This is a genomic window from Mycobacterium sp. NGS22, from assembly GCF_059813095.1.
The window spans coordinates 1-20,955 of record NZ_JCALDY010000024.1 but is presented as its reverse complement, the minus strand read 5'-3'; the positions used below and the strand labels follow the sequence as shown (position 1 = coordinate 20,955).

The 20,955-nt window shown below is 68.2% G+C and carries 20 protein-coding genes; 11 read left to right on the top strand and 9 right to left on the bottom strand.

Features of this window, described 5'->3' with window-relative positions:
* Positions 1-34: 34 nt before the first annotated feature.
* Entirely contained in the window at positions 35-1,900 is a 1,866-nt protein-coding gene (locus AC5Y47_RS20015; protein ID WP_499945994.1) for a putative bifunctional diguanylate cyclase/phosphodiesterase, read from the bottom strand.
* A gap of 260 nt (positions 1,901-2,160) precedes the next feature.
* Between AC5Y47_RS20015 and AC5Y47_RS20010 the strand changes: the two genes are divergently transcribed.
* From AC5Y47_RS20010 to AC5Y47_RS19990, 5 genes are all read left to right on the top strand, one after another.
* Positions 2,161-2,955 carry an FkbM family methyltransferase gene (locus AC5Y47_RS20010; protein WP_499945993.1) on the top strand — a complete coding sequence of 265 codons (795 nt, stop codon included), beginning with the start codon at positions 2,161-2,163 and terminating at the stop codon, positions 2,953-2,955.
* A 124-nt stretch (positions 2,956-3,079) separates the two neighbouring features.
* Complete coding sequence (locus AC5Y47_RS20005; RefSeq protein WP_499946032.1) at positions 3,080-4,267, top strand: NAD(P)/FAD-dependent oxidoreductase; 1,188 nt, start codon at positions 3,080-3,082, stop codon at positions 4,265-4,267.
* Positions 4,264-5,175 carry an RNA polymerase sigma-70 factor gene (locus AC5Y47_RS20000; RefSeq protein WP_499945992.1) on the top strand — a complete coding sequence of 304 codons (912 nt, stop codon included), beginning with the start codon at positions 4,264-4,266 and terminating at the stop codon, positions 5,173-5,175. The genes AC5Y47_RS20005 and AC5Y47_RS20000 overlap by 4 nt, the downstream gene beginning before the upstream one ends.
* A gap of 46 nt (positions 5,176-5,221) precedes the next feature.
* Positions 5,222-6,487 carry an aminodeoxychorismate synthase component I gene (locus AC5Y47_RS19995; RefSeq protein WP_499945991.1) on the top strand — a complete coding sequence of 422 codons (1,266 nt, stop codon included), beginning with the start codon at positions 5,222-5,224 and terminating at the stop codon, positions 6,485-6,487.
* Between the two features lie 138 nt (positions 6,488-6,625).
* Entirely contained in the window at positions 6,626-8,020 is a 1,395-nt protein-coding gene (locus AC5Y47_RS19990; RefSeq protein WP_499945990.1) for a hypothetical protein, read from the top strand.
* Positions 8,021-8,030: 10 nt separating this feature from the next.
* Here AC5Y47_RS19990 and rsmI read toward each other — a convergent pair whose 3' ends face one another.
* Entirely contained in the window at positions 8,031-8,897 is an 867-nt protein-coding gene (gene rsmI / locus AC5Y47_RS19985; protein ID WP_499945989.1) for a 16S rRNA (cytidine(1402)-2'-O)-methyltransferase, read from the bottom strand.
* A 24-nt stretch (positions 8,898-8,921) separates the two neighbouring features.
* Here rsmI and AC5Y47_RS19980 point away from each other — a divergent pair, with 24 nt between their 5' ends.
* Positions 8,922-10,490, top strand: a complete 1,569-nt coding sequence (locus AC5Y47_RS19980) for a dolichyl-phosphate-mannose--protein mannosyltransferase (protein ID WP_499945988.1) — start codon at positions 8,922-8,924, stop codon at positions 10,488-10,490.
* A gap of 92 nt (positions 10,491-10,582) precedes the next feature.
* Here the strand turns inward: AC5Y47_RS19980 and arcA are convergent, their stop codons facing one another.
* On the bottom strand, positions 10,583-11,791 hold the full coding sequence (gene arcA / locus AC5Y47_RS19975) for an arginine deiminase (protein WP_499945987.1): 1,209 nt from the start codon (positions 11,789-11,791) through the stop codon (positions 10,583-10,585).
* A gap of 69 nt (positions 11,792-11,860) precedes the next feature.
* Here arcA and AC5Y47_RS19970 point away from each other — a divergent pair, with 69 nt between their 5' ends.
* Complete coding sequence (locus AC5Y47_RS19970; RefSeq protein WP_499945986.1) at positions 11,861-12,457, top strand: alpha-ketoglutarate-dependent dioxygenase AlkB family protein; 597 nt, start codon at positions 11,861-11,863, stop codon at positions 12,455-12,457.
* Here AC5Y47_RS19970 and AC5Y47_RS19965 read toward each other — a convergent pair.
* Both AC5Y47_RS19965 and AC5Y47_RS19960 read right to left on the bottom strand, forming a co-directional pair.
* Positions 12,454-13,113, bottom strand: coding sequence for a DUF5642 family protein (locus AC5Y47_RS19965; protein ID WP_499945985.1), 660 nt, complete (start codon positions 13,111-13,113; stop codon positions 12,454-12,456). The genes AC5Y47_RS19970 and AC5Y47_RS19965 overlap by 4 nt on opposite strands.
* Positions 13,114-13,141: 28 nt before the next feature.
* Positions 13,142-13,816, bottom strand: a complete 675-nt coding sequence (locus tag AC5Y47_RS19960; RefSeq protein WP_499946031.1) for a DUF5642 family protein — start codon at positions 13,814-13,816, stop codon at positions 13,142-13,144.
* Positions 13,817-13,854: 38 nt separating this feature from the next.
* On the opposite strand from AC5Y47_RS19960, the gene AC5Y47_RS19955 reads away from it, so the two are divergent.
* The gene (locus tag AC5Y47_RS19955; RefSeq protein ID WP_499945984.1) at positions 13,855-14,826 is read left to right on the top strand and encodes a linear amide C-N hydrolase; all 972 of its coding nucleotides are present in this window, start codon (positions 13,855-13,857) and stop codon (positions 14,824-14,826) included.
* A 1-nt stretch (position 14,827) separates the two neighbouring features.
* Here the strand turns inward: AC5Y47_RS19955 and pat are convergent, their stop codons facing one another.
* Positions 14,828-15,814 carry an acetyltransferase Pat gene (gene pat / locus AC5Y47_RS19950; RefSeq protein WP_499945983.1) on the bottom strand — a complete coding sequence of 329 codons (987 nt, stop codon included), beginning with the start codon at positions 15,812-15,814 and terminating at the stop codon, positions 14,828-14,830.
* Positions 15,815-15,917: 103 nt separating this feature from the next.
* On the opposite strand from pat, the gene AC5Y47_RS19945 reads away from it, so the two are divergent.
* Together AC5Y47_RS19945 and AC5Y47_RS19940 are read left to right on the top strand one after the other, a co-directional pair.
* Positions 15,918-16,664 carry a class I SAM-dependent methyltransferase gene (locus AC5Y47_RS19945; protein ID WP_499945982.1) on the top strand — a complete coding sequence of 249 codons (747 nt, stop codon included), beginning with the start codon at positions 15,918-15,920 and terminating at the stop codon, positions 16,662-16,664.
* A gap of 64 nt (positions 16,665-16,728) precedes the next feature.
* Entirely contained in the window at positions 16,729-17,259 is a 531-nt protein-coding gene (locus AC5Y47_RS19940) for a hypothetical protein (protein WP_499945981.1), read from the top strand.
* Position 17,260: 1 nt separating this feature from the next.
* Here the strand turns inward: AC5Y47_RS19940 and AC5Y47_RS19935 are convergent, their stop codons facing one another.
* The gene (locus tag AC5Y47_RS19935) at positions 17,261-18,211 is read right to left on the bottom strand and encodes a helix-turn-helix transcriptional regulator (protein ID WP_499945980.1); all 951 of its coding nucleotides are present in this window, start codon (positions 18,209-18,211) and stop codon (positions 17,261-17,263) included.
* 184 nt (positions 18,212-18,395) lie between these two features.
* Positions 18,396-18,956 carry a TetR/AcrR family transcriptional regulator gene (locus AC5Y47_RS19930; protein ID WP_499945979.1) on the bottom strand — a complete coding sequence of 187 codons (561 nt, stop codon included), beginning with the start codon at positions 18,954-18,956 and terminating at the stop codon, positions 18,396-18,398.
* A 102-nt stretch (positions 18,957-19,058) separates the two neighbouring features.
* Here AC5Y47_RS19930 and AC5Y47_RS19925 point away from each other — a divergent pair, with 102 nt between their 5' ends.
* Complete coding sequence (locus AC5Y47_RS19925) at positions 19,059-19,973, top strand: alpha/beta hydrolase (protein WP_499945978.1); 915 nt, start codon at positions 19,059-19,061, stop codon at positions 19,971-19,973.
* A gap of 47 nt (positions 19,974-20,020) precedes the next feature.
* On the opposite strand, the gene AC5Y47_RS19920 is transcribed toward AC5Y47_RS19925, so the two are convergent.
* Positions 20,021-20,842 carry a helix-turn-helix transcriptional regulator gene (locus AC5Y47_RS19920; RefSeq protein WP_499945977.1) on the bottom strand — a complete coding sequence of 274 codons (822 nt, stop codon included), beginning with the start codon at positions 20,840-20,842 and terminating at the stop codon, positions 20,021-20,023.
* Positions 20,843-20,955 lie beyond the last annotated feature (113 nt).

Sequence of the window (20,955 nt, the reverse complement as noted above, 5' to 3'; positions counted from 1 at the left end):
CGCGAATTTCTTAATCGTTCAAACCAATCTCGAGCTAAATCGCGCCGAGCGTCAGCGCCTCGCGGTCGGCGAGGAACGGCATCGGCATCCAGCGCGCGGACAGCAACGCCTCCATGGCGTTGCCCGGGACGGGGCGCGACAACAGGAATCCCTGCGCCCGGTGGCAGCCGTGCTGCATCAACGTCAGTGCGGCGGCCGGGGTCTCGACGCCTTCGGCGACCAGTTGCAGTCCGAACGCCTCCGCCAGGCCGATGATGGCGCGCACGATGGCCAGGTCGCCGGCGTTGGTGCCCAGGTCGCGGACGAACCCGGTGTCGATCTTGAGCATGTCGACGGGCAACGACTTCAGATGCGACAGCACAGCGTAGCCGGTGCCGAAGTCGTCGATGGCGATCTGCACCCCGACCTCTTTGAGCTCGTGCAGGGTCTTGCGGGTGGCTTCGATGTCGTGCACCACGGCACGCTCGGTGATCTCCAGGCAGACCGACCCGCCGTCGATGCCGAACTCCTCGATGGTGTCGGCGACCGTGCGCACGAACCCGCGGGTGATCAGCTGCACCGGCGAGACGTTGATCCGCAGGATCGCGCTCTGCCCCACACCGTTGGAGCGCCAGCGGCTGAACTCCGAGCAGGCACTGCGCATCACCCAACGGCCGAGCTCACCGGCCAGGTTGGTCGACTCGGCGACGCCGATGAACGAGTCCGGCAGCAGCAGACCCCAGATCGGGTGCCGCCAGCGCACCAGCGCTTCGGCGGCCACGATGGCTCCGGTCCACAGGTCGACCTCGGGCAGGTAGTGCAGCAGCAGCGCTTCGCTGTCGATGTCGCCCTGCAGGTGCAACTCGATGTCGTTGCGGAAGGCGCTCTTCAGCGACATGTCGTCGGTGGACAGCGCGACCTGGTTGCCGCCCGCGCGCTTGGCCGTCAGTACCGCCTCGTCGGCACGGCGCAGCAGGTCGGTGCTGTTGTCACGGCCCGGCATGCCCACGGCCAGACCGATGCTGACCGTGCGGGTGATCTGGTGGCCGCCGATCGCCAGCCGCTCGCGCAGCATCGTGCCCAGCCGGCGGGCGAACGATTCGGCCGCGCCGCTGGACATGGTCTGGTCCGGGATGACGACGAACTCGTCGCCGCCCAGGCGGGCGATCATGCTCTGGCTGCCCGCACACACCCGCAGCCGCTGGGCGAAGACCCGGATGAACCAGTCGCCCGCGGTGTGCCCGAGGTAGTCGTTGATCGACTTGAGCCGGTCCAGGTCCATGTAGAGCACCGCGACCGGTCCGGGGTTGCCGGCCGCGAGCCGGTCGGACAGGTGCGCGACCAGCGCCCGGCGGTTGTACAGGCCGGTCAGGTCGTCGTGCTCGGCCAGGTAGCGCAGCTTCTCCTCGGCGGCGATCCGGGCCTGCAGCTGCGCGAACAGCGCCGCCACGGCCTCGAGGGTGTTGATCTCCTCCTGCTTCCACTTGCGGGCGCCGAACTTGACGAAACCCAGCACCCCGGTGGTCTTGTCCCCGGACACCAGCGGCGCGGCAGCGACCGACGGCGACGCCGCCTGCTTGGCACCGCCGACCCAACGCGGCAACGTCCGGTTGTTCTGGTCGGGGCGGATCACCACCGGCTTGCGGCCGTGCTCACACTGCGCGAGCACCGGGTCGGCACTGGTGAAGTGCACCACCGCCTGCGGATCCGGGTCGGGGACGTCCGGTCGCGGTGGCCATTCCGCGACCAACACCGAAGCGCGGATGTCGTGATCGTGGTGGCGCAGGAAACTGGCGTCCACGTCGAACTGTTCGACCAGCTGGGCGAGGACCTTTTCGCTGACCTGCGTGGCGGTTGACGCGGTCGCCTCCATCAGCTGGGTGGCCACGGAGGTGACCACGAGGTCCAAGCTGCGCGGCACCGGTCCTCCGATTTGTGCACGTGGCGAGATGACTGCACCGAGTACGGGCGGCTAACCCAGTCAGCGGCTGTATCAGCGGCCCGCTGTGTCGTGGCCGGAGTCGGCCTGATAGCCCTGGGAAGTACCCGGACCGGCGCAGGTCACGGATGGTTTGTCAGTCAAGTGAGACTATCATGCGGCGCCGATCCGGCCCTCCGGATTGTTTGGCGCGCTGGGCTGTCCGGCGGGCCCGACGGCGATGGTGCACTAGGGTCGTGACGGTGTCTGTCGCGCGCACGGCCAAGCGTTGGCTCGCGCCTGCGGCAAGAGCCCTCGCCCCGCGGTTGTTCTGGCGGCGCAAGTACCGAATCCTGCAGAACCTCGGCGAATCCCGCGCGGACGTGACGCTGGTGCGGTCACTGTGCGATCCGGGCCGCGTCTCCCTGGACATCGGCGCCGATGTCGGTGAGTTCGCCATCGCGATGGCGTCGTCGTCGCGGTCGGTGATCGCCTTCGAACCCCGCCCGGCACAGGCCCGCGACCTGGCGGCGATGTTCGCCGCCGTCGGTGCCCCGGTTCGCGTCGAAGCGGTGGCGCTCTCCGATGAGCCCGGGGTGGTCGCGATGCGGGTGGTGGAGTCCGATCCGGGCCGCAGCACCATCGACAGCGACAACGTCCTGGACACCGCGGTCGGCGGACCGGTCGCGACCATCGACGTCACCGTCAAGCGCCTGGACGACCTGGGGCTGGACGACGTCGGCCTGGTCAAGATCGACGTCGAGGGCCACGAGTTGGCGGTGTTGCGCGGCGCGGTGGACACACTGCAGCGCAACCGTCCGGCGATCGTGGTGGAGGCCGAGGACCGCCACCACGCCAACGCCGTCGCCGAGATCACCCGGCTGCTGGGCGCACTGGGTTACCAGGGCCACTTCACGTTGGACGGGCAGCGCCGGCCGGTCGAGGAATTCGACGCCGCCGAACACCAGAATCCGGCGAACATCGGTGGCGCCGAGGACGACTGGGCCCCGCGTGGGGTGTACGTCAACAATTTCGTGTTCCTGCCGATGGATGCGTGAGACAGCTCACATTTCGGTCTTCCCTGTCACGGATGGTCCGGCTCCGGTGTCTTGAGGGTGTAACCCACTTCGTCAAGAGGAGACAACGATGTCCGAGCAACCCACGATGTCCGAGCAACCAACGATGTCCGAGCAACTGCAGTCCAAGACCCGCGTCGTCGTCATCGGCGGCGGCTACGCCGGCACGATGGCCGCCAACCACTTGCGGTTGCGCGCCGACGTCGACATCACGCTGGTCAACCCGCGGCCCCAGTTCGTCGAGCGGATCCGCCTGCACCAACTGGCCGCCGGCACCGGAACCGCCACCGTCGACTACGGCACGTTGCTCGGGCACAGCATCCGCTTGGTCGTCGACAACGCCGAGCGCATCGACGCTGCGGCCCGGCGGGTCTGGCTGTCCTCGGGTGCCGCGCTGGACTACGACTACCTGATCTACGCCGTCGGCAGCACCGGCGCGACACCCGTCGCGGTGCCCGGCGCGGCCGAGTACGCCTATGGACTGGCCGAATTGGAAGGCGCGCAGCGACTGCACTACGCCCTGGCCGATCTAGCCGCCGACGCGCCCATCACCGTGGTCGGTGGTGGCCTCACCGGCATCGAAGCCGCCGGCGAACTGGGCGAGCAGGGTCGCGCGGTGACCCTGGTCTGCGGTGGGGTCCTGGGGCCGTCGCTGAGCGGTCCGGGCCGGCGTTCGGTCGCCAAGCAGCTGCGCAAGCTCGGCGTGACCGTGCTGGAGTCCGCCACCGTCGACGAGGTCCGCTGGAACTCCGTCGTACTGGCCGACGGCACCGTCTTGCCCAGCGCGGTGACGGTCTGGACCGCGGGATTCGCGGTGCCGGACCTCGCCACCCGCAGCGGACTGCGCACCGACGGGCTGGGCCGGCTGCTCACCGACGAGACGCTGACCAGCGTCACCGACCAGCACATCGTGGCCGCCGGTGACGCCGCGGCGCCGTCGAACCAGCCGCTGCGGATGAGCTGCCAGGCCGCCATCCCGCTGGCCGCGCAGGCCGCAAACACCGTGCTGGCCCGCCTCGCCGGGACCGTCCCGGCAGCGCTGAATCAGGCGTTCACCGGGCAGTGCGTCAGCGTGGGCCGCAGCTACGGCACCATCCAACTGGCCCGCCGGGACGACACCCCGGTCAACCTGTACATCGGTGGCCGCGCGGCGGCGTCGATCAAAGAGGTGGTGTGCAAGGGCACGGTCTGGGGCCTGCGCAAGGAAGCGGCAAAGCCGGGTTGGTACCGCTGGCTCAAGGGCGGCCAGCGACCGGTGCAACCCGCCTCCGACGAGCCGGTCGCGGCGCGGTGACATCGGAGTCCGGTGACAGCAGCGGGCACGCGGAGCGCTTCACCCTGCTGCGCCCGCTGCTGTTCACCATCTCCTACGAGATCCTGGGTTCGGCGACAGAAGCCGACGACGTGCTGCAGGACAGCTACCTGCGCTGGGCGGAGGTCGATCTGTCCGGTGTGCGCGACACCAAGTCCTTCCTGGCCCGGCTGGTCACCCGGCAGGCGCTGAACGCGTTGCGGGCCCAGACCCGGCGCCGGGAGGAGTACGTGGGGCCGTGGCTGCCCGAGCCGCTGCTGCACGACGAGCAGGACGCTTCGGCCGACGTCGTGCTGGCGGAATCGGTGTCGATGGCCATGCTGGTGCTGCTGGAAACGCTCAGCCCGGACGAGCGGGCGGTGTTCGTGTTGCGCGAGGTGTTCGGGTTCGACTACGACGAGATCGCCGACGCGGTGGGCAAATCCGCGCCGGCCGTGCGTCAGGTCGCGCACCGGGCGCGCGAACACGTACACGCGCGCCGCAGGCGGTTCGACGTGGCCACCGATCCGCAGAGCCACGCCGAGATCACCGCGCAGTTCCTGGCCACGGCGGCCTCCGGCGACGTGGAGGCGCTGATGGCGATGCTCGCGCCGGACGCCACCTGGATGGCCGACAGCGGCGGCAAGGTGAGCGCGGCTCGCCGGCCCATCGTCGGGGCGGACCGGGTGGCCAGGGCGATCGTGGGCATCCTGGGCCGGGCAGCGGGGCAGGTGCGGGTGGACATGGTGACCTGCAACAGCGCCCCAGCGGTGCTGCTCTACCTGGACGAGCGCCTGGAAGGCGTGATCTCGGTGGAGGTCGCCGGCGACAAGATCGCCAACTTCTACGTCATGCGCAACCCGGACAAGCTGACCGCCCTGGCGACCGCACGCGCGATCAGCCGCGTCTGATGGGCCTCTGGCGTGCGGAAATCCGCCGTTCTGTCAAGCTAGGGCGGTGCGAATCGAGCGGCTCGGCGATCTAGGCGGCGCACCGCAGGTGCTGCGCGCCGTCGGCCAGGCCACCGCTCGCCTCGGCCTGCCCCCGCCGGCCGCGCTGACCGGTGAGTGGTTCGGCGCGCTCGCCGTGATCGCCCCGAGCGTGCCGGTGCGGCCCGTCGCCGCCGGCGACGCGTTCTCCCGCCCGGTCGACGCCCGCCGGACAGTAACGTCGCAGGTCGGCGCTGTGGGCGGCGGCTGGATCGGATACCTGTCCTATCCCGACACCGGCGCCGACGGCCGACCGCACCGGATCCCCGAGGCCGCCGGCGGCTGGACCGATTGCGTGCTACGCCGGGACCGGGACGGACTGTGGTGGTACGAGAGCCTCTCCGGCGCCCTGATGCCGGCCTGGCTGTCCGACTCGCTGGCGGGGCCGGCGCCCAGAACGGCACCCATGTGCCAGATCGAGTGGGACTCCGCAGACCGTTCAGCACACTACGACGGTGTGCTGGCGTGCCTGGAAGCAATACGGGCAGGCGAGGTCTACCAAGCCTGTGTCTGCACCCAATTCACCGGCACGGTGACCGGTTCCTCGCTGGATTTCTTCATAGACGGCATCGCCCGCACCGCTCCGGCGCGGGCGGCCTATGTCGCCGGACGGTGGGGCGCGGTCGCCTCGTTGTCCCCCGAACTCTTCCTACGCCGGCGCGGCGACGTCGTGACATCCAGCCCGATCAAAGGCACCCTCCCGCTGGAGGCTTGGCCGTCGGCGCTGCGTGCGTCGCCCAAAGAGGTGGCCGAGAACATCATGATCGTGGATCTGGTTCGCAATGACCTTGGCCGAGTGGCGATTACCGGCAGCGTGACGGTACCCGAGCTGTTGGTGGTCCGGCGCGCGCCCGGCGTGTGGCACCTGGTGTCGACGGTGTCGGCGCGGGTGCCACCGGAGTTGCCGACGTCGGCACTGCTGGACGCCGCGTTCCCGCCGGCATCGGTGACCGGCACTCCCAAAATCCGTGCCCGGCAACTTATTTCGCAATGGGAGCGGCCTCGCCGTGGCATCTATTGTGGGACAGTCGGTTTGGCGTCGCCGGTGGCCGGATGCGAACTGAACGTGGCAATCCGCACTGTCGAATTCGACACCGCCGGCCATGCGGTGCTGGGGGTCGGCGGCGGGATCACCGCCGATTCGGACCCGGAGGCCGAATGGGCCGAATGCCTGCACAAGGCGGCGCCGATCGTGGGCCTGCCGGCCCCGGCGACCTCTACCCGTGTGAGTTAGCTCAGCAAATTTTCGGCCGCGGGCGTACCACCGGGTGATTTCGCAGAAAGCCCACACGTGTCGCCGGGTGAGCATAAGCTGCAGCCAGCGATGTGTCGTTGTGCGCATCAGAACGCGAGCGGGTGCGAAAGGTCTGTCATGAGAGTTGCCATCGTTGGCGCTGCGGCTGCCGCCGTGTTGGGTGGCGCGCTGGCGGTTGCGCCATTGACCGTCTCGAACCAGAGCAAGGTGCTCTCGGGCGGAACATGCACCGCCGGCAAGCAGTGCGACAAGCTCGCCTCGGTCCTGATGCCCGAGACCGGCAACCCGTCCGGCGCGGTGGCGCCGAGGGTGTCGCCGTCGGTGATTGACCCGCCGCAGAACCCGGCACCGGCAGCTGCGGCGCGCCCCGCCGGCCCGGAACCTGCCGCCTACAGCAACCCGAACGGCGGCAGCGGCGGCCCCAGCCTGCTGCCCGACGCATCCAGCGCCGCCAATTCACCCCTGCCTCCGGCTGCCGCGTTGCCGCCGGGCTACGACGACGGCCTGCCCGGCATCGGCCCCATCCCGGGTGTCGGCGTCCCCGGCATCCCCGACCTGTACGGATACGCCGGCGGCATGGCCGGTCTGGCCGGCGTCCCCTACGGGGTGAACGCCGCGTCCGCCGTCGTCAACGGCGTACTGGGCGTCGGAAACACGGTGGCCAGCGTCGTCACCACCGGTGCGCTGGCGGTCACCTATGTCGTACTCGCCTACAACACCCTGCAATCCTCGGGCCTGCTTCCGGTGGCGCAGAACGCGGTCAACTCGGTCACCAACATGCTGTTGCCGTCGGCCGCGGCCGCTCTGCCCGCCGCGGCGCTGCCGGCCCTGGGTCTTCCGGGCCTGCCCAACCTGAGCCTGCCCGGGCTGCCGGGCATTTCCCCGGCGGGCTTGATCGGGCTGGCCGGAGCGGGCGGTCTGCCCAACCTGAGCCTGCCCGAAATACCCGGCGTGTCGCCGGCGAGCCTGATGTCACTCGCGGCCAACGCCCTGCCCGGGCTGCCGGCCGTGTCGCCGACCGACCTGCTCGCGCTGGCCTCCGCCGGCGGAATCCCGGGCCTGCCGGCTCTTTCCGGCGTGAACCCGGGCGTCCTCGCCGCCGCGCTGCCCGCGCTGACGGCAGGCATCCCCGGCCTGCCCGCGATCCCCGGCGTCGACCCGGCGATGCTGGCAGCCGCGCTGCCCGCGCTGGCCTCGGCCCTGCCCGCGCTGAACCCGGCGATGCTGGCCCAGGTGCTGCCCGCCCTGGCCGGCGGCGCCCTACCCGGTGTGGACCCGGCGATGCTGGCCGCCGCCCTGCCGGCCCTCGCCGCGGGCGTGCCTGGACTGCCCAACGTGGATCCCGCCGTGCTGGCTGCGGCGCTGCCGGCGATGGCGGCCGCGGCTGGTATACCGACCGGCCTGCCGCCCCTGCCCGCGCTGCCACCGCTACCCGCGTTGCCGCCGCTGCCGGCCCTGCCCGGTCCGCCGCCGCACCCGCCGTTGTGCGTGCCGTTCGGGCCCTGCATCTGACCGGGCCGGACTACACCTCGTCGTCGGCCTCGTCGCGGCGGGACTGCAGTACCGCCTCGTAGAGTTGGCGCGGCCGCACCTCCGGATAGCCGGCGGCCACGTGGCTGCACGCGTCCTTGATCCGGATGCCGCCCTCGACCAGGTTCTCCACCTCGACTACCAGCTCGGTCACCAGGGCGGACAGGTCGGCGCGCGGGGTCGCCCCGGCCAGCACGACGGTGATCTCGCCCAGCACGCCGCCTGACGTCCAGGCCGCCAACTCCTCCAGCGATCCGCGCACCACCTCCTCGTGCACCTTGGTCAGCTCGCGGCAGACCGCGGCCTGACGGGCCCCGCCGAGTTGCTCTACCGCGTCGCGCAGGCAGGCAGCCAACCGGCGCGGCGACTCGAAGAACACACAGGTGCGCCGCTCGTCGGCCAGCGAGGCCAACCAGCTGCGGCGCGCCGAACCCTTGCGCGGCGCGAAACCTTCGAAGCAGAACTTCTCGGCCGGCAGCCCGGAGACGACCAGCGCGGTGGTCACCGCCGACGGCCCCGGTAGGCACTGCACGGGCAGTCCGGCTTCGATGCAGGCCGCGGTCAGGCGGTAGCCGGGGTCGCTGATGATCGGCATGCCGGCGTCGCTGACCACCAGCACGGTGGCTCCGGAGCTGACGGCTTCGACCAGGGTGCCCACCCGGGTGGCCTCTACCCGGTCGAACAGACTCAGCACCCGGCCGCCGATCTGGACGTCGAGCGCCTTGGCGAGATTGCGCACGCGGCGGGTGTCCTCGGCGGCCACCACGTCGGCGTCGGCCAAGGCTTCGATCAGGCGTGGCGAGGCATCCGAGGGCTGGCCCAACGGGGTGGCGCCAAGCAACAGTCGCCCAGAGGTCATGCCCGACAGCCTACGATCGACGTAATGACCGCCCCGCCCCGAGAAACCTCCGCCCTGCAGGAGGACCCCGTCGAGGACCGTGCGGCACCCCTCACCAGCCCGGCGCCACCGATTCCGGTCGCCGACTTCGGCCCGCTGGATCGGTCTCGCGGCTGGCTCACCACCGGGGTGATCGCCGTCCTCGCCGCGTTCACCCGCTTTCTCAACCTGGGCTCGCCGACCGATGCCGGCACCCCCATCTTCGACGAGAAGCACTACGCCCCGCAGGCCTGGCAGGTGCTCAACAACCATGGCGTGGAAGACAATCCAGGGTTCGGCCTCGTGGTGCACCCGCCCGTCGGCAAGCAGCTGATCGCGATCGGCGAGGCCCTGTTCGGCTACAGCGGGATCGGCTGGCGGTTCACCGGCGCGTTGCTGGGAGTGATCCTGGTGGTGCTGGTGACCCGGATCGTGCGCCGGATCAGCCGCTCGACGCTGGTGGGCGCGATCGCCGGGATCCTGCTGATCTGCGACGGCGTCAGCTTTGTCACGGCGCGGACCGCCCTGCTGGACGGCATCCTGACGTTCTTCGTGGTGGCGGCGTTCGGTGCGCTGATCGTCGACCGCGATCAGGTTCGGCAACGGATGCACGTCGCGTTCGTCGAAGGACGTTGCGCCCAGACGGTGTGGGGTCCGCGGCTCGGGGTGCGTTGGTGGCGGTTCGGCGCCGGGGTATTGCTCGGGTTGGCTTGCGGCACAAAGTGGTCCGGCCTGTACTTCGTCGCGTTCTTCGGTGTCATGTCGTTGGCCTTCGACGTGGCCGCCCGGCGTCAGTACCAGGTGCCGCGACCGTGGCTGGGGACCGTGCGCCGCGACGTCGTCCCCACCACATACGCGCTGTTGGCCATCCCGTTCGCCGTGTATCTGGCCAGCTACGCGGCGTGGTTCGCGTCCGAGACGGGAATCGACCGCCACCAGGTCGGCCAGACGATAGGTCCGCACAGCGTCGTGCCGCTGCCCGACGCCATCCGCTCTTTGTGGTGGTACACGACCAAGGCGTTCCACTTCCATTCCACGCTGACGAACTCGGCGGGCAACTACCACCCGTGGGAGTCCAAACCGTGGAGTTGGCCGATGTCGTTGCGGCCGGTCCTCTATGCCATCGACCAGAACAACGTGCCCGGCTGCGGTACCCAGTCCTGCGTCAAGGCGGTGATGTTGGTCGGCACCCCGGCGCTGTGGTGGCTGGCGGTGCCGGTCCTGGTGTATGCCTCGTGGCGGATGTTCGCACGCCGCGACTGGCGCTACGCCGTGGTGTGGGTGGGCTACTGCGCCGGGTGGCTGCCATGGTTCGCCGAGATCGACCGGCAGATGTATTTCTTCTACGCGGCGACGATGGGTCCTTTCCTGGTGATGGGCATCGCGCTGATCCTCGGCGACATCCTGCACCAACCCGGCCAGCACAAGGAGCGCCGCACGCTGGGTCTGATCCTGGTGTCCTGCTACGTGGCGTTGGTGGTGACCAACTTCGCCTGGCTGTTCCCGATCCTGACCGGTCTGCCGATTTCCCAGCAGACCTGGGACATGCAGATCTGGTTGCCCAGCTGGCGCTAGCGTTCCTGCGCTTTGGCGCCGAGCGTCACGCCAGCGTGGCATTCGACGCCGAGCGTCACGCTAGAGTGACGGGCCCCGTGTGCCGAGCCCGGTCAGAGCGGGTCCCGGGCGGCCGGACACGACATGCATCGAGGTCCGCCGCGGCCCGTCCCCAGCTCCGAGCCGGCGATGGTGAGCACCTCGACGCCGGCGTCCTGCAGGCCGGCGTTGGTGACCACGTTGCGTTCGTAGGCCACCACGACGCCGGGCGCCAACGCCAAGGTGTTGTTGCCGTCGTCCCACTGCTCGCGTTCGGCGACGTCAGGATCGCCTCCGGTGTCGACGACGCGCAACTTGTCGATCCCCATCGCCTCGGCCGCCGCCTGGACGAACGGCGCCGCGTCGCCGATCGTCACACCGTTGGGCCGGCGCGTGATGGTGAAGGCCGAAAGCGTGTCGACGACGTTGGCGTACATCACCGCCGTGTCGACGTCGACCATCGTGCACACCGTATCCAGGTGCATCTGCGCGCGCTTCTGGACGATCGGCACCGCCAGCACAGTGTGCGCGAGGTCGTCGTCGAATAGGCTGCGCGCCAACGCTTCCGCACCGGCAGGGGTGGTCCGCTCCCCCACCCCCACCGCTATCACGCCCGGAGCGAGCAGCAACACGTCGCCGCCCTCGACCGGGGCGGTGCGCGATTCGTAGGCGCGCCGTACCCCGGTGAACCTCGGGTGGTGGGCATAGATGATGTCGGTCAGCGACGCCTCGCGGACCCGCGCCCGCAGCGCCAGCGACGGGATCACCACCTTCGGCCCGATCCAGATCGACGAGTCTCGGGTGAACACCAGGTTGGGCAGCGGGTCGATCACGAAATCGGTGCCGTGGTGCATGCGCAGCACCAACGAGACCTCGGGACGGGTGTCGGGCGGCAGCTCGTCGAAGGTCATGCCGGCGATCAGCACCTGAGCCAGCGCCGCGGGCGCCAGGCTGCGCAGGTGCGCCGAAAGTGACTGTGCCAGCGGACTTCCGAGCCGGCGCGTATCGACGGCCGCGGCGACGCCCTGCATCCGGGCAGCGCCGCTGTGCTGCAGCGCCTCGGTCAGCAGTTCGGACAACAGCAGCACCTGCACGCCGCGCGACCGCAGCAACTCGGCGAACTGATCGTGTTCGTCCTGCGCCCGCGACACCCACGGCAGTCCGTCGAAGAGCAACTGGTCGTTGTTGCGCGGGTTGAGTCGACGCAGTTCGTCGCCAGGGCGGTGCAGGATCGCGACCCGCAGCGTACCGACCTCCGAGTCGGTCCCCCATGTGACGCCCACGCCTCAAACGGTAGCCGCGCCCCGCCCGCCCGGCGCGTCATCGAACTGATGTGCGATAAACTCGTCAGCGTGGCGATCGCGGTTCAAGGCTCGCTATTCGAGTACAACGAGCGCAGAGACCTCGGCGACGGCGCTTTCGTCGACGTCCGGGCGAACTGGCTGCGCGGCAGCGACGAGCTGCTCGGGGAACTGCTGACCTGCGTGCCGTGGCGGGCCGAGCGCCGCCAGATGTACGACCGGGTGGTCGACGTGCCTCGGCTGGTCAGCTTCCACGACCTGACCGTCGAAGACCCGCCGCACCCCGAGCTGGCGCGACTACGGCGGCGCCTCAACGACATCTACGGCGGCGAACTGGGCGAGCCGTTCACCAGCGTCGGGTTGTGCTGTTACCGCGACGGCAACGACAGCGTGGCCTGGCACGGCGACACCATCGGTCGCAGCAGCTCCGAGGACACCATGGTGGCGATCGTCAGCCTGGGCGCGACCCGTACGTTCGCGATGCGGCGGCGCGGCGGCGGGCCGTCGCTGCGATTGCCGCTGGCGCACGGCGATCTGCTGGTGATGGGCGGATCGTGCCAACGCACCTGGGAGCATGCGGTTCCCAAGACGTCGGCGTCGGCAGGTCCTCGGGTGAGCATCCAGTTCCGCCCGCGCAACGTGCGTTAACCGCGAACGGCGGCAACCGCTTTCACCAGCAGGTCACGGGCGCGCTCGGTGTCGACCTTGGCCAGCGGCTGCCCGGGTACCACCAGCGGATTGGCGATCACGATCACCTGGTAATCGCCGAACTGGGCGGCGTAGTCGTAGAGTTCGCCGGTTCGGGCGCCGCCGTCGACCAGCTGTTGCAGCACCCGGTGCACGGCCTGGGTGTGCACCCCGTCGATGTGCGGGGCGTCGATCACCTCGATGGCGCCCCGCAGTTGCGCACCGGCAAAACCGACTTTCGCGCAGTCCTTGCCCGGATCGTTGACCGGCAGTTCCTTGGAGGTCTCGACTGCCATCGCCACGAACCGGTTCCCGTTGCCTTCGGCCGAAATCGCCGCCATGTTGCCCTGCAACCCTGGCGGCATGTCCGGCCCGACGGCAGCTTTGGCGCAGCTCGGCGGGTCGAAAGTCAGCCCCTCGGGCAGCTTGCGGCCGGCGAAGAACTGGGGGTCGATGGCGCGGGGGGCCACCTCGGTGACCTTGAATTCGGGCCCGAAGCTGGACTTGACCCCGGTGATCTTGGCGATGTCGCCCGTGGCCGGCTGCGAGGAATCCGCGCCCGAGGAGCAGCCCATGAGCACGCACACCGGACCGAGGGCGAGCACGACCTTGAACACCGTGGCCAATCTACCCAACCCGGTTCGCTCAACCGCGCAACGCCGACACGGTTTTGACCAACAGATCGGCCGCGTACTGAGCCGGCAGCGGCGCCAGCATCGAACCCGGGTCGTTGGTCAGCGTGGTGAATACATAGAATTCACCCAGGTACGCACCGAATGTGTATGCCCGCGAATCGATTTCGCTGCCGGATTCGACCGCCGCGCGGATGTCTGCGACCATGCCGACGGTTTGCGCCCCGTCGATGTGCGGCGCGTCGAGGAGTCCGACACTGACAATCGTGCGGCCCGCGCTCAGGTCCCAGTGCGCGCAACTCGTTACGACGTTGCGGTCCAACGACACTCGGTCCGCCGGCAACGCCACGACGACCGCGTCCACGATGCCGCCCGAACCCGACCCGGACACGCCCTGGGCGGCCGGGTCGGATCCGGCCGCGGGATCGGCCAGCGTCCTGCACTCCGCTGGATTGGCCGTGGTGTCGCCGCCGAGGCCCCAGATCGCCGCGGGCGACGGTGCGCGCGGAACCTGGGACACCTCGTAGCCGGCTGGCAGCTCGCGGGCCACCCGCCTGATGTTGGCCGGGTTGACCGCAGCGGTGCGCACTGTCGACGACGACGAGGACGACGGCGGCGCCGGCGGCTGGGATCGACCGCAGGCAGCGGTCAGCATGACCAGCGCGAGGCCAATCCACAACGGCCGCATGAACGTTGATATCACGGCGGTCGGGTAGGTTGGCGATCGTGTGCACGCGAGTCCTGTGGAATACCGACGGCCACCCAGTGCTGGCCGGTCGCAGCATGGACTGGCCGGAGTCCACCGAGCCGTTGATCGTCGCGTTTCCGCGCGGAATCCGACGCGACGGCGGCTCGCTGGCCGGTCAGACTGTCGTCGCCGAGAACGCGAAACGCTGGACGAGCCGGTACGGCAGCCTGGTGACGACCGTCTACGGTATCGGCACCGTGGCCGGCGTCAACGAGCGTGGCCTGGCCGCACATGCGCTGTACTTGAAATCCACCGATGTCGGCCCGCGCGACCCGGCGAAGCCGGGGTTGCACACCGGTCTGTGGACGCAATATCTGCTTGACGAGGCGGCCACCGTCGCCGAGGCGCTGGACTTGATGGATGAGATCCAGTTGGTGATGGTCGGCGCCCGCGGGCGCGAGGCGACGCTGCACCTGGCCCTCGAGGACGCCTCGGGGGATTCAGCGATCATCGAGTTCGACCACGGCCGCATGGTCGTGCACCACGGCCGCCAATACACCCTGATGACCAACGATCCGGCCTACGACGAACAACTCAAACTGCTGTCGCACCAAGACTTCTCCCACCCCAGCCGGGACATGCCGTTACCCGGCAACGTCAATCCCGTCGACCGCTTCCAGCGGGCCGCCTACTACCTGGCGCTGCTGCCCGAGCCCGAAACCACCCGCCAGGGGGTCGCCGGCGTGATGGCGATCATGCGCAACGTCTCGGTGCCGTTCGGAGCGCCCTACGGCGAATTCGGGATCTACAACACCGAATACCGCACCGTCACCGATCTCACCCACCGGTATTACTTCTTCGAACTCACCACCAGTCCGAATGTGATCTGGATCGAGCTCGACGATCTCGACTTCAGCGAAGGCGCGCCGACGTGCGCGGTCGACCCTTACGACCAGTCGCTGATCGGCAACGTCACTGCCAGGTTCACCCCGCGGCGAATGGCGTTCTGACTCAGCTGACCACATCGATGACCTGGCGGGCGACCTGCTTGATCCGCTCCGTCATCTTGCGGTCCAGGCTGAGTTTGTGGGGCACGTCGATCATCGTGGTGATGACTCCGACATCCTCGCGCTGCCAGATCGCGCCGGTGCGGTCCATGATGCGGCGCATCGGCACATTGTCGGAAAGCATTCGCGCAGAAAACCTTTCGACGCCGTCCACGCGGGCGGCCACGGACAGCGCGTCGAGCAGAAAGGTTCCGATCCCGCGTCCCTGATACGCGTCGGCAACGGTGAACGCGATCTCGGCGACCGTCGGATCCTGCTCGTCGCGCACGAAACGGGCGTCGGCCACCGGGTCGCTGCCGTCGACCATGACCCACACGAAGTGGTCGACGTAATCGACCTCGGCCAGGTACTGCATCATCGCCAGGCTCGGCACCCGCGCCGACATGAACCGCCGATAGATGGTCTCGCTGGAGAAATGGACGTGCCCGTGCACGGTGCGTTCGCTGTCGCCGGGCAGGACCGGTCGCAGCATCAGCTCAGAGCCGTCTCGGAGCCGAACCGGAATCGGGGTGATGAACGCGGCGAGGCGCTGACGCACGGTGCGGACCAGCCGGTCGGTGATCCCGGGGATCTGCACCATCTCGGTCAGCGCGTCCTTGCCGCCGATCCACCCGGTCAGCGGTTCCAGCGTCGTGATCGTGGCCGTGCGCGGAATGTCGCGCAGCAAAGCGATTTCGCCGACCAGCATGCCGGGAACCGCCAACTCGGCGATCACCGCGTCGTCGTCGCCGACGTGCATGACCTCGGCGCTGCCGGACGCGATCAGCAGGAACGACACCGCATGCTCCCCCTGGCGCATCAGCACCTGACCGGCCGGAGCGCGCAGCGGGGCGAGGTGGGACGCCAACGGCAGCAAATCCTCGATGGGGCATCCCCGGAAGATGTCCATTCCCGCGAGTTCGTGCGCCCCCACGCCGGTCAAATCGGCCATCCCTCCGCGGTCTGCTGCGACCAGGCTACGGCTCACGTTAGGTGCCAGGCTGCTATCGCGGCAAGGACGGGCACTAGCCTGGTCGAGGGAGGCGTGACCGACGATGATCGAAAACCAGGATCGGCTCGAGCTGACGCGGAGCCTGCTCAACAAGCCCGCCGCGCTGCGTCAGGGCTACCTCGACGTGTTGGGCGAGTCGACGTCGGCGCCGGTACCGACGTTCGCGCAACTGGCCATGAACAGCCCGCTGGTCGCCACCGTCTACGAACGGCTGTGGCGACCGACGTCCTTCTATCTCGCCAGCGGCGTCACCACCGGCGCCGAGCAGCGTCGCGCGGCGACCTCTCTGCATTTGCGCGGAGCGAAGCGATTGCTCGATGTCGCTTGCGGCCCAGGCAACTTCACCGCGCCGCTGGCGGCTCAAATGACCACCGGCAGCCTCGCGGTCGGCTTCGACATCTCCGAGCCGATGCTGAGTCGCGCTGTGCAGGACAACAGCGGCCCCCGCACCTGCTTCGTCCGCGGCGACGCCCGTGAGCTTCCGTTCGACGACGAAACCTTCGACGCCGTCTGCTGTTTCGGTGCGCTGTATCTGATCCCCGACCCCTTCCGGGTGGCCCGCGAGATGGTGCGGGTGCTGCAGCCGGGCGGGCGGATCGCCATCCTGACCAGCTACGGCGGCCAGCCGCAGCCGATCAGCTTCGCCTTGCACACCACAGCACGCGTGATCGGGCTGACGATGTTCGACGGGCAGGCGTTCGTCGACCTGTTCGCGTCGGCAGGCCTGGTGGATGTCGAGCAGCAGACGCAACGGGTGCTGCAGTTCGTCACCGCCGCCAAGCCCGAGTGAGCCTGGGACCGCCGCGGCCGAGGACCAGTAGCGTGGTCCTCATGGCCAAAGCTGGGGGCGTCCAATGAGTGTCGCGGGTTTCGTGCTCGGGCTGATCGGCACCGTGCTCGCGGTGGCATCGCTGGGTTGGCAGCTGGTCGCTGTCCGGCGGCAAGGACCGCGTCCGAAACTCACGCCGGTCATCGGCAGGCTGACGCCCGACGGGCTGGTCACCAACGACGCCAGCAGCGACGTCCGGGAATTCCTGCGCAACGCCGCCGAGCTGGTCGAGGACGTTCCGCTCATCATCGGGGTCAAAGTGGTCAACGCCGGACGGGCCCCGTTGCACGTGAGCGGTTGGGCGATCCGCTCCGAACCCGACGGCACGTCACTGGTGCCGATCGAGAAACCGATCGCCGGGGACGACGTTCCCCACGACATCCCGCCGGACGGCAGCGCCGTCTTCCTCACCGAACTGCAGCATGCGCACCACTTCGCCGCCGCCGGCGACAGCCACAACGGGGCCGAAAATCACCGGATCGTGCTGGCCGTGTCCTCGGGTACCCGCACGTATGTCACCAAACCGATTGTGCCGGAGCTGTTCTCGATCAGTTGAATCATTCGCGCAACGTGACGTGCGGGCTCTTGCCGTAGTTCTGCCGGTAATAGACGGAGAACCGTCCGAGGTGTCCGAATCCCCAACGCCGCGCGACGTGCGCCACCGTGCAACCGGGACGGTACCCAGCCACCAGCTCGAGATGAGCGTGATGCAGACGGACCCGGCGTAAGTACTCCATCGGAGTGCACTGCTGGTGCTTGCGGAACATGTACTGCAACGCCCGCGGCGTCACGTACACCGCTTCGGCGATATCGGTCAGGGACAGGTCGGTGTGCGCGTTGTCGTCGATGTAGGCGATCGCGCGACGAAGCAACAACGGGGTGCTGTCGTTGCGGTCTTCGGTGGTCGGTTCCAGCCGCGCGGTGTGCGGCAGCGTCGCCAGCAGCGTCCTTGCGACTAGTCGCTCCAGTCCGGAGATTATGAAAGGGCTTTCGTAGGCGTAGCGACTGGCCGCGACCCGGCCGACGTAACCGATGGTCTCGAACAAGTGCCTGTTGGCCTGCGGTGATATCGGCATCGTTCCCGTCAGGCGTACGGGACCGGCGCTGCCGGGGTCGCCCACGAACTTAGTCAGCAGGCCCGGTTCGATGACGAGCTGCTCATAGTGACCGCGTTCGAACCGTCCGGCGTAGCAAAACCCCTCGATCGCACCCACCGCCGCGACCTCACCGCGGTTGACCGAAGACCCCGGACGATCGGGCGACAGGTGTTCCATCCCGCCCGAGACCACCCGGCAAAGCAGGATCTTGCCGGGCGGGTCCATGTGATACCGGATGGCGCAGCCATAGTCGACGGCCTCGACACCGATCGACCCGACGTGAGCCCGCCGGATGCGCACCGATGGCTCATCGCCGTTGGTGATCTTGTCGATTCGTGTCTTCGAGTAATTGGCGCTCAGCACGGCCTCGGCCTCGCCGAGGTCAGTGGTGTCGAGCAGAAGTTTGAACATAGCGCCGGCTTTCGGGCAGGAGACGTTTGCCACGGCATCTTGCTGAGCCGACTGAATCATTACCCACCATACGAAGCCATGCCATCCAGCGCCAGGGTGGATGACGCATGCCGCCCCGGTCACGGTCCGCCGGAACCGAAGCTTGTTGGTGTACTTGATCGGCGACGAGCTCAACTTCCCCTGCTCAGGAAGGGTGCGGCTGGGTCATAGTCCAGCGTGAAGCCAGGGTGTCGCAAATGGTGCGCTGCTCGGTCTCATCCAGGTCGTGCATCAGGAGTCCTTCGACGGTGAAGATGCCGATCATCACCTCGGCTTCCACAGTCGACGTCGAGACTCCCGCAGTTTCCAATTCGTGACGGAACATGCTCCCGGTGATCAGATGGAAGTTGTGATGCCACTCCGCGATGGAGGCCGAATGTTCGACGCGAGCGTGCACCGTCGTCACCAGGCGGCTCATCTGTCGTAACTGGCGAACCACCCACAGCACTCGAGCGGGGATCGGTTCGGTCGCCACCTGTTGGTACTGCGGCCAGATGTCGGCCATGACGGAGTCGAGCACAGCGATCAGCACGTCGTCCTTATCCCCGAAGTACCAGTAGATGGTGTTGGGTGCCACCCCGGCTTCCTTGGCCAGGCGACTCATCGGGGTGGCGTCGTAACCAGCGTCGATGAACAGCCGTCGTGCTGCCGCGACAATTTCTGCTCGCTTCTCGTCGGCGGCCTGCGGGCGTTTGTTGCGTGCCATCGTTCCCTCTACATCGACTGGATCACACTATGTTGAACGCCATTCAAGAACTTGTTAGTTTTTGTTGAACGGCATTCAAGATACCCGACGGAGGCCAGGACCATGGACCAACCACTTAGCTACGTCCGGCACGACGTGACCTTTATGTCCGAAGGCACGCCTTGCGCGGCGTGGCTGTACCGACCCGAAGGCGTGGAGAATCCGCCCATCGTCGTACTGGCCCACGGGTTTGCCGCCTTCCGCGAATTGCGTCTGGACGCCTACGCCGCGCGATTCGCCCAGGCGGGTTATGCCGCCCTGGTGTTCGACTACCGGCACTGGGGTGCCAGCGAAGGACAACCCCGCCGCATCCTGGACATCGCGAAGCAGCACGCCGACTGGCGGGCCGCGATCGCCTACGCCCGAAACCTCGACAACGTCGACACCGCCCGGGTGGTGGGATGGGGTTCCTCCTTCGGCGGTGGCCACGTTCTCAACTTGGCTGCGCACGACCACGATCTCGCGGCCGCCATCGTCCAAGTCCCCCACGTCAGCGGCCCAGCCTCGACCTTTTCCCAATCCCCGAAACTGGTAGCGCGGTTGATCCTCGCGGGCCTGCGCGATCAAGTCGGCGCATGGCTCGGGCGACCGCCCTACCGAACAGCAGCGATTGGCTACCCAGGGGACGTCGCGATGATGACCTCCGCGGGGGCCGCCGAGCTCGTCGAACGGATGGCCGGGGACAAACGCGAGGAACTACTCGCCGAGAACGACGTCGCCGCCCGCATCGTGTTGCGGATCCCGTTCTACTCACCGGGACGCAAGGTCGCAAACATCACCGCGCCGACCCTGGTGCAGCTAGCCAGACGTGACGACGTCACTCCCTACGCCAAAGCCAAGAAGATCGTGGCCCGCATCCCCCGCGGTGAAGTGCGCTCCTATGACTGCGCGCACTTCGAGCCGTACCTGGACCCGCACTTCGACGGGATCGTCACCGACCAGATCGACTTCCTCAAACGACACGTCGCACTGGTGTGACCCAACGCCGGGTCCGCGTCACCGCGCTCTGCCCTGGCGCCGAACCTTCAGCCGCGCAGAGTTTGGTGGGGGCTCTGGCCGTATTGCTCGCGGTAGTACACCGAGAACCGGCCGACATGATGGAAGCCCCAGCGGGTGGCGATCTGGGTGACCGTGTTCTTCAAGTGGTTGCCGACTACGAGGTCTTGGTGGGCGTAGTGCAGCCTCACCCTCCGCAGGTATTCCGTTGGCGTGCAGTCGCGATGCTTGCGGAACATCACCTGCAACGCACGTGGGGTCACATAGATGTGGCGTGCAATGTCGTTGAGGGAAATATCGAGGTGGGCGTTGTCGTCGATAAAGGCGATGGCGCGCCGCAGCAGGATGGGCGTGGTGTCACGGCGGTCTTCGATCGTGGGTTCCAGCAGGGCGGTGCTGGGGAAGGTTGCCAGCAAGGTCGCGGCGAGAAGGTGCGTCACTGCGCCAACTAGCAGCGGGCTTCGCGCGGCGTCGGGATTATTCACCACATCCCCGACGATGTAGCCGATCGTGTCGGTCATCTGTTTGTTGGCCATCGGCGATACCGGCATGCAGCCGGTGAGTCGGACCGTCGCAGGGCTACCCGCTCGCGGTCCTGCCATAGCCACGGTATCCAGGAGGGTCCTGTCGAGGATGACCGTGTCGAAGTGGCCGTTTTGAATCTCGCCCCTCAACGGAGTGCTTTCCCGCCACGCGATGGCCGTCGCCGTCCCAGCGCAGCACACATCCACGTCGCCGCCAGGCGGCCGGTGAACGAAGGTGCCTGACCGAACGCGGGTCAAGACGAAGCCATCCATCGGTTCGCCTTCGTAGCTGAAGCTGTAGTTGTAGCGAAGCTCGTCGAAAGCCATCGAACCGAACGGCGAGCGTTTCAGCCAGGTGCGGGTATGCGCTCTGGCTCAGCTCCGAAGTGCAGTCTCGTGTAGTTCGCACTGAGAATCTCCTCAGCTTCGCCGAGGTCGGT

Coding starts and splice junctions, on each gene's coding strand:
- AC5Y47_RS19940 (WP_499945981.1), top strand. CDS start 16,729: ATGAGTGTCGCGGGTTTCGTGCTCGGGCTGATCGGCACCGTGCTCGCG.
- AC5Y47_RS19930 (WP_499945979.1), bottom strand. CDS start 18,956: ATGGCACGCAACAAACGCCCGCAGGCCGCCGACGAGAAGCGAGCAGAA.
- AC5Y47_RS19960 (WP_499946031.1), bottom strand. CDS start 13,816: ATGCGGCCGTTGTGGATTGGCCTCGCGCTGGTCATGCTGACCGCTGCC.
- AC5Y47_RS19935 (WP_499945980.1), bottom strand. CDS start 18,211: ATGTTCAAACTTCTGCTCGACACCACTGACCTCGGCGAGGCCGAGGCC.
- AC5Y47_RS19990 (WP_499945990.1), top strand. CDS start 6,626: ATGAGAGTTGCCATCGTTGGCGCTGCGGCTGCCGCCGTGTTGGGTGGC.
- rsmI (WP_499945989.1), bottom strand. CDS start 8,897: ATGACCTCTGGGCGACTGTTGCTTGGCGCCACCCCGTTGGGCCAGCCC.
- AC5Y47_RS19980 (WP_499945988.1), top strand. CDS start 8,922: ATGACCGCCCCGCCCCGAGAAACCTCCGCCCTGCAGGAGGACCCCGTC.
- AC5Y47_RS19945 (WP_499945982.1), top strand. CDS start 15,918: ATGATCGAAAACCAGGATCGGCTCGAGCTGACGCGGAGCCTGCTCAAC.
- AC5Y47_RS19925 (WP_499945978.1), top strand. CDS start 19,059: ATGGACCAACCACTTAGCTACGTCCGGCACGACGTGACCTTTATGTCC.
- pat (WP_499945983.1), bottom strand. CDS start 15,814: ATGGCCGATTTGACCGGCGTGGGGGCGCACGAACTCGCGGGAATGGAC.
- AC5Y47_RS20005 (WP_499946032.1), top strand. CDS start 3,080: ATGTCCGAGCAACTGCAGTCCAAGACCCGCGTCGTCGTCATCGGCGGC.
- AC5Y47_RS19920 (WP_499945977.1), bottom strand. CDS start 20,842: ATGGCTTTCGACGAGCTTCGCTACAACTACAGCTTCAGCTACGAAGGC.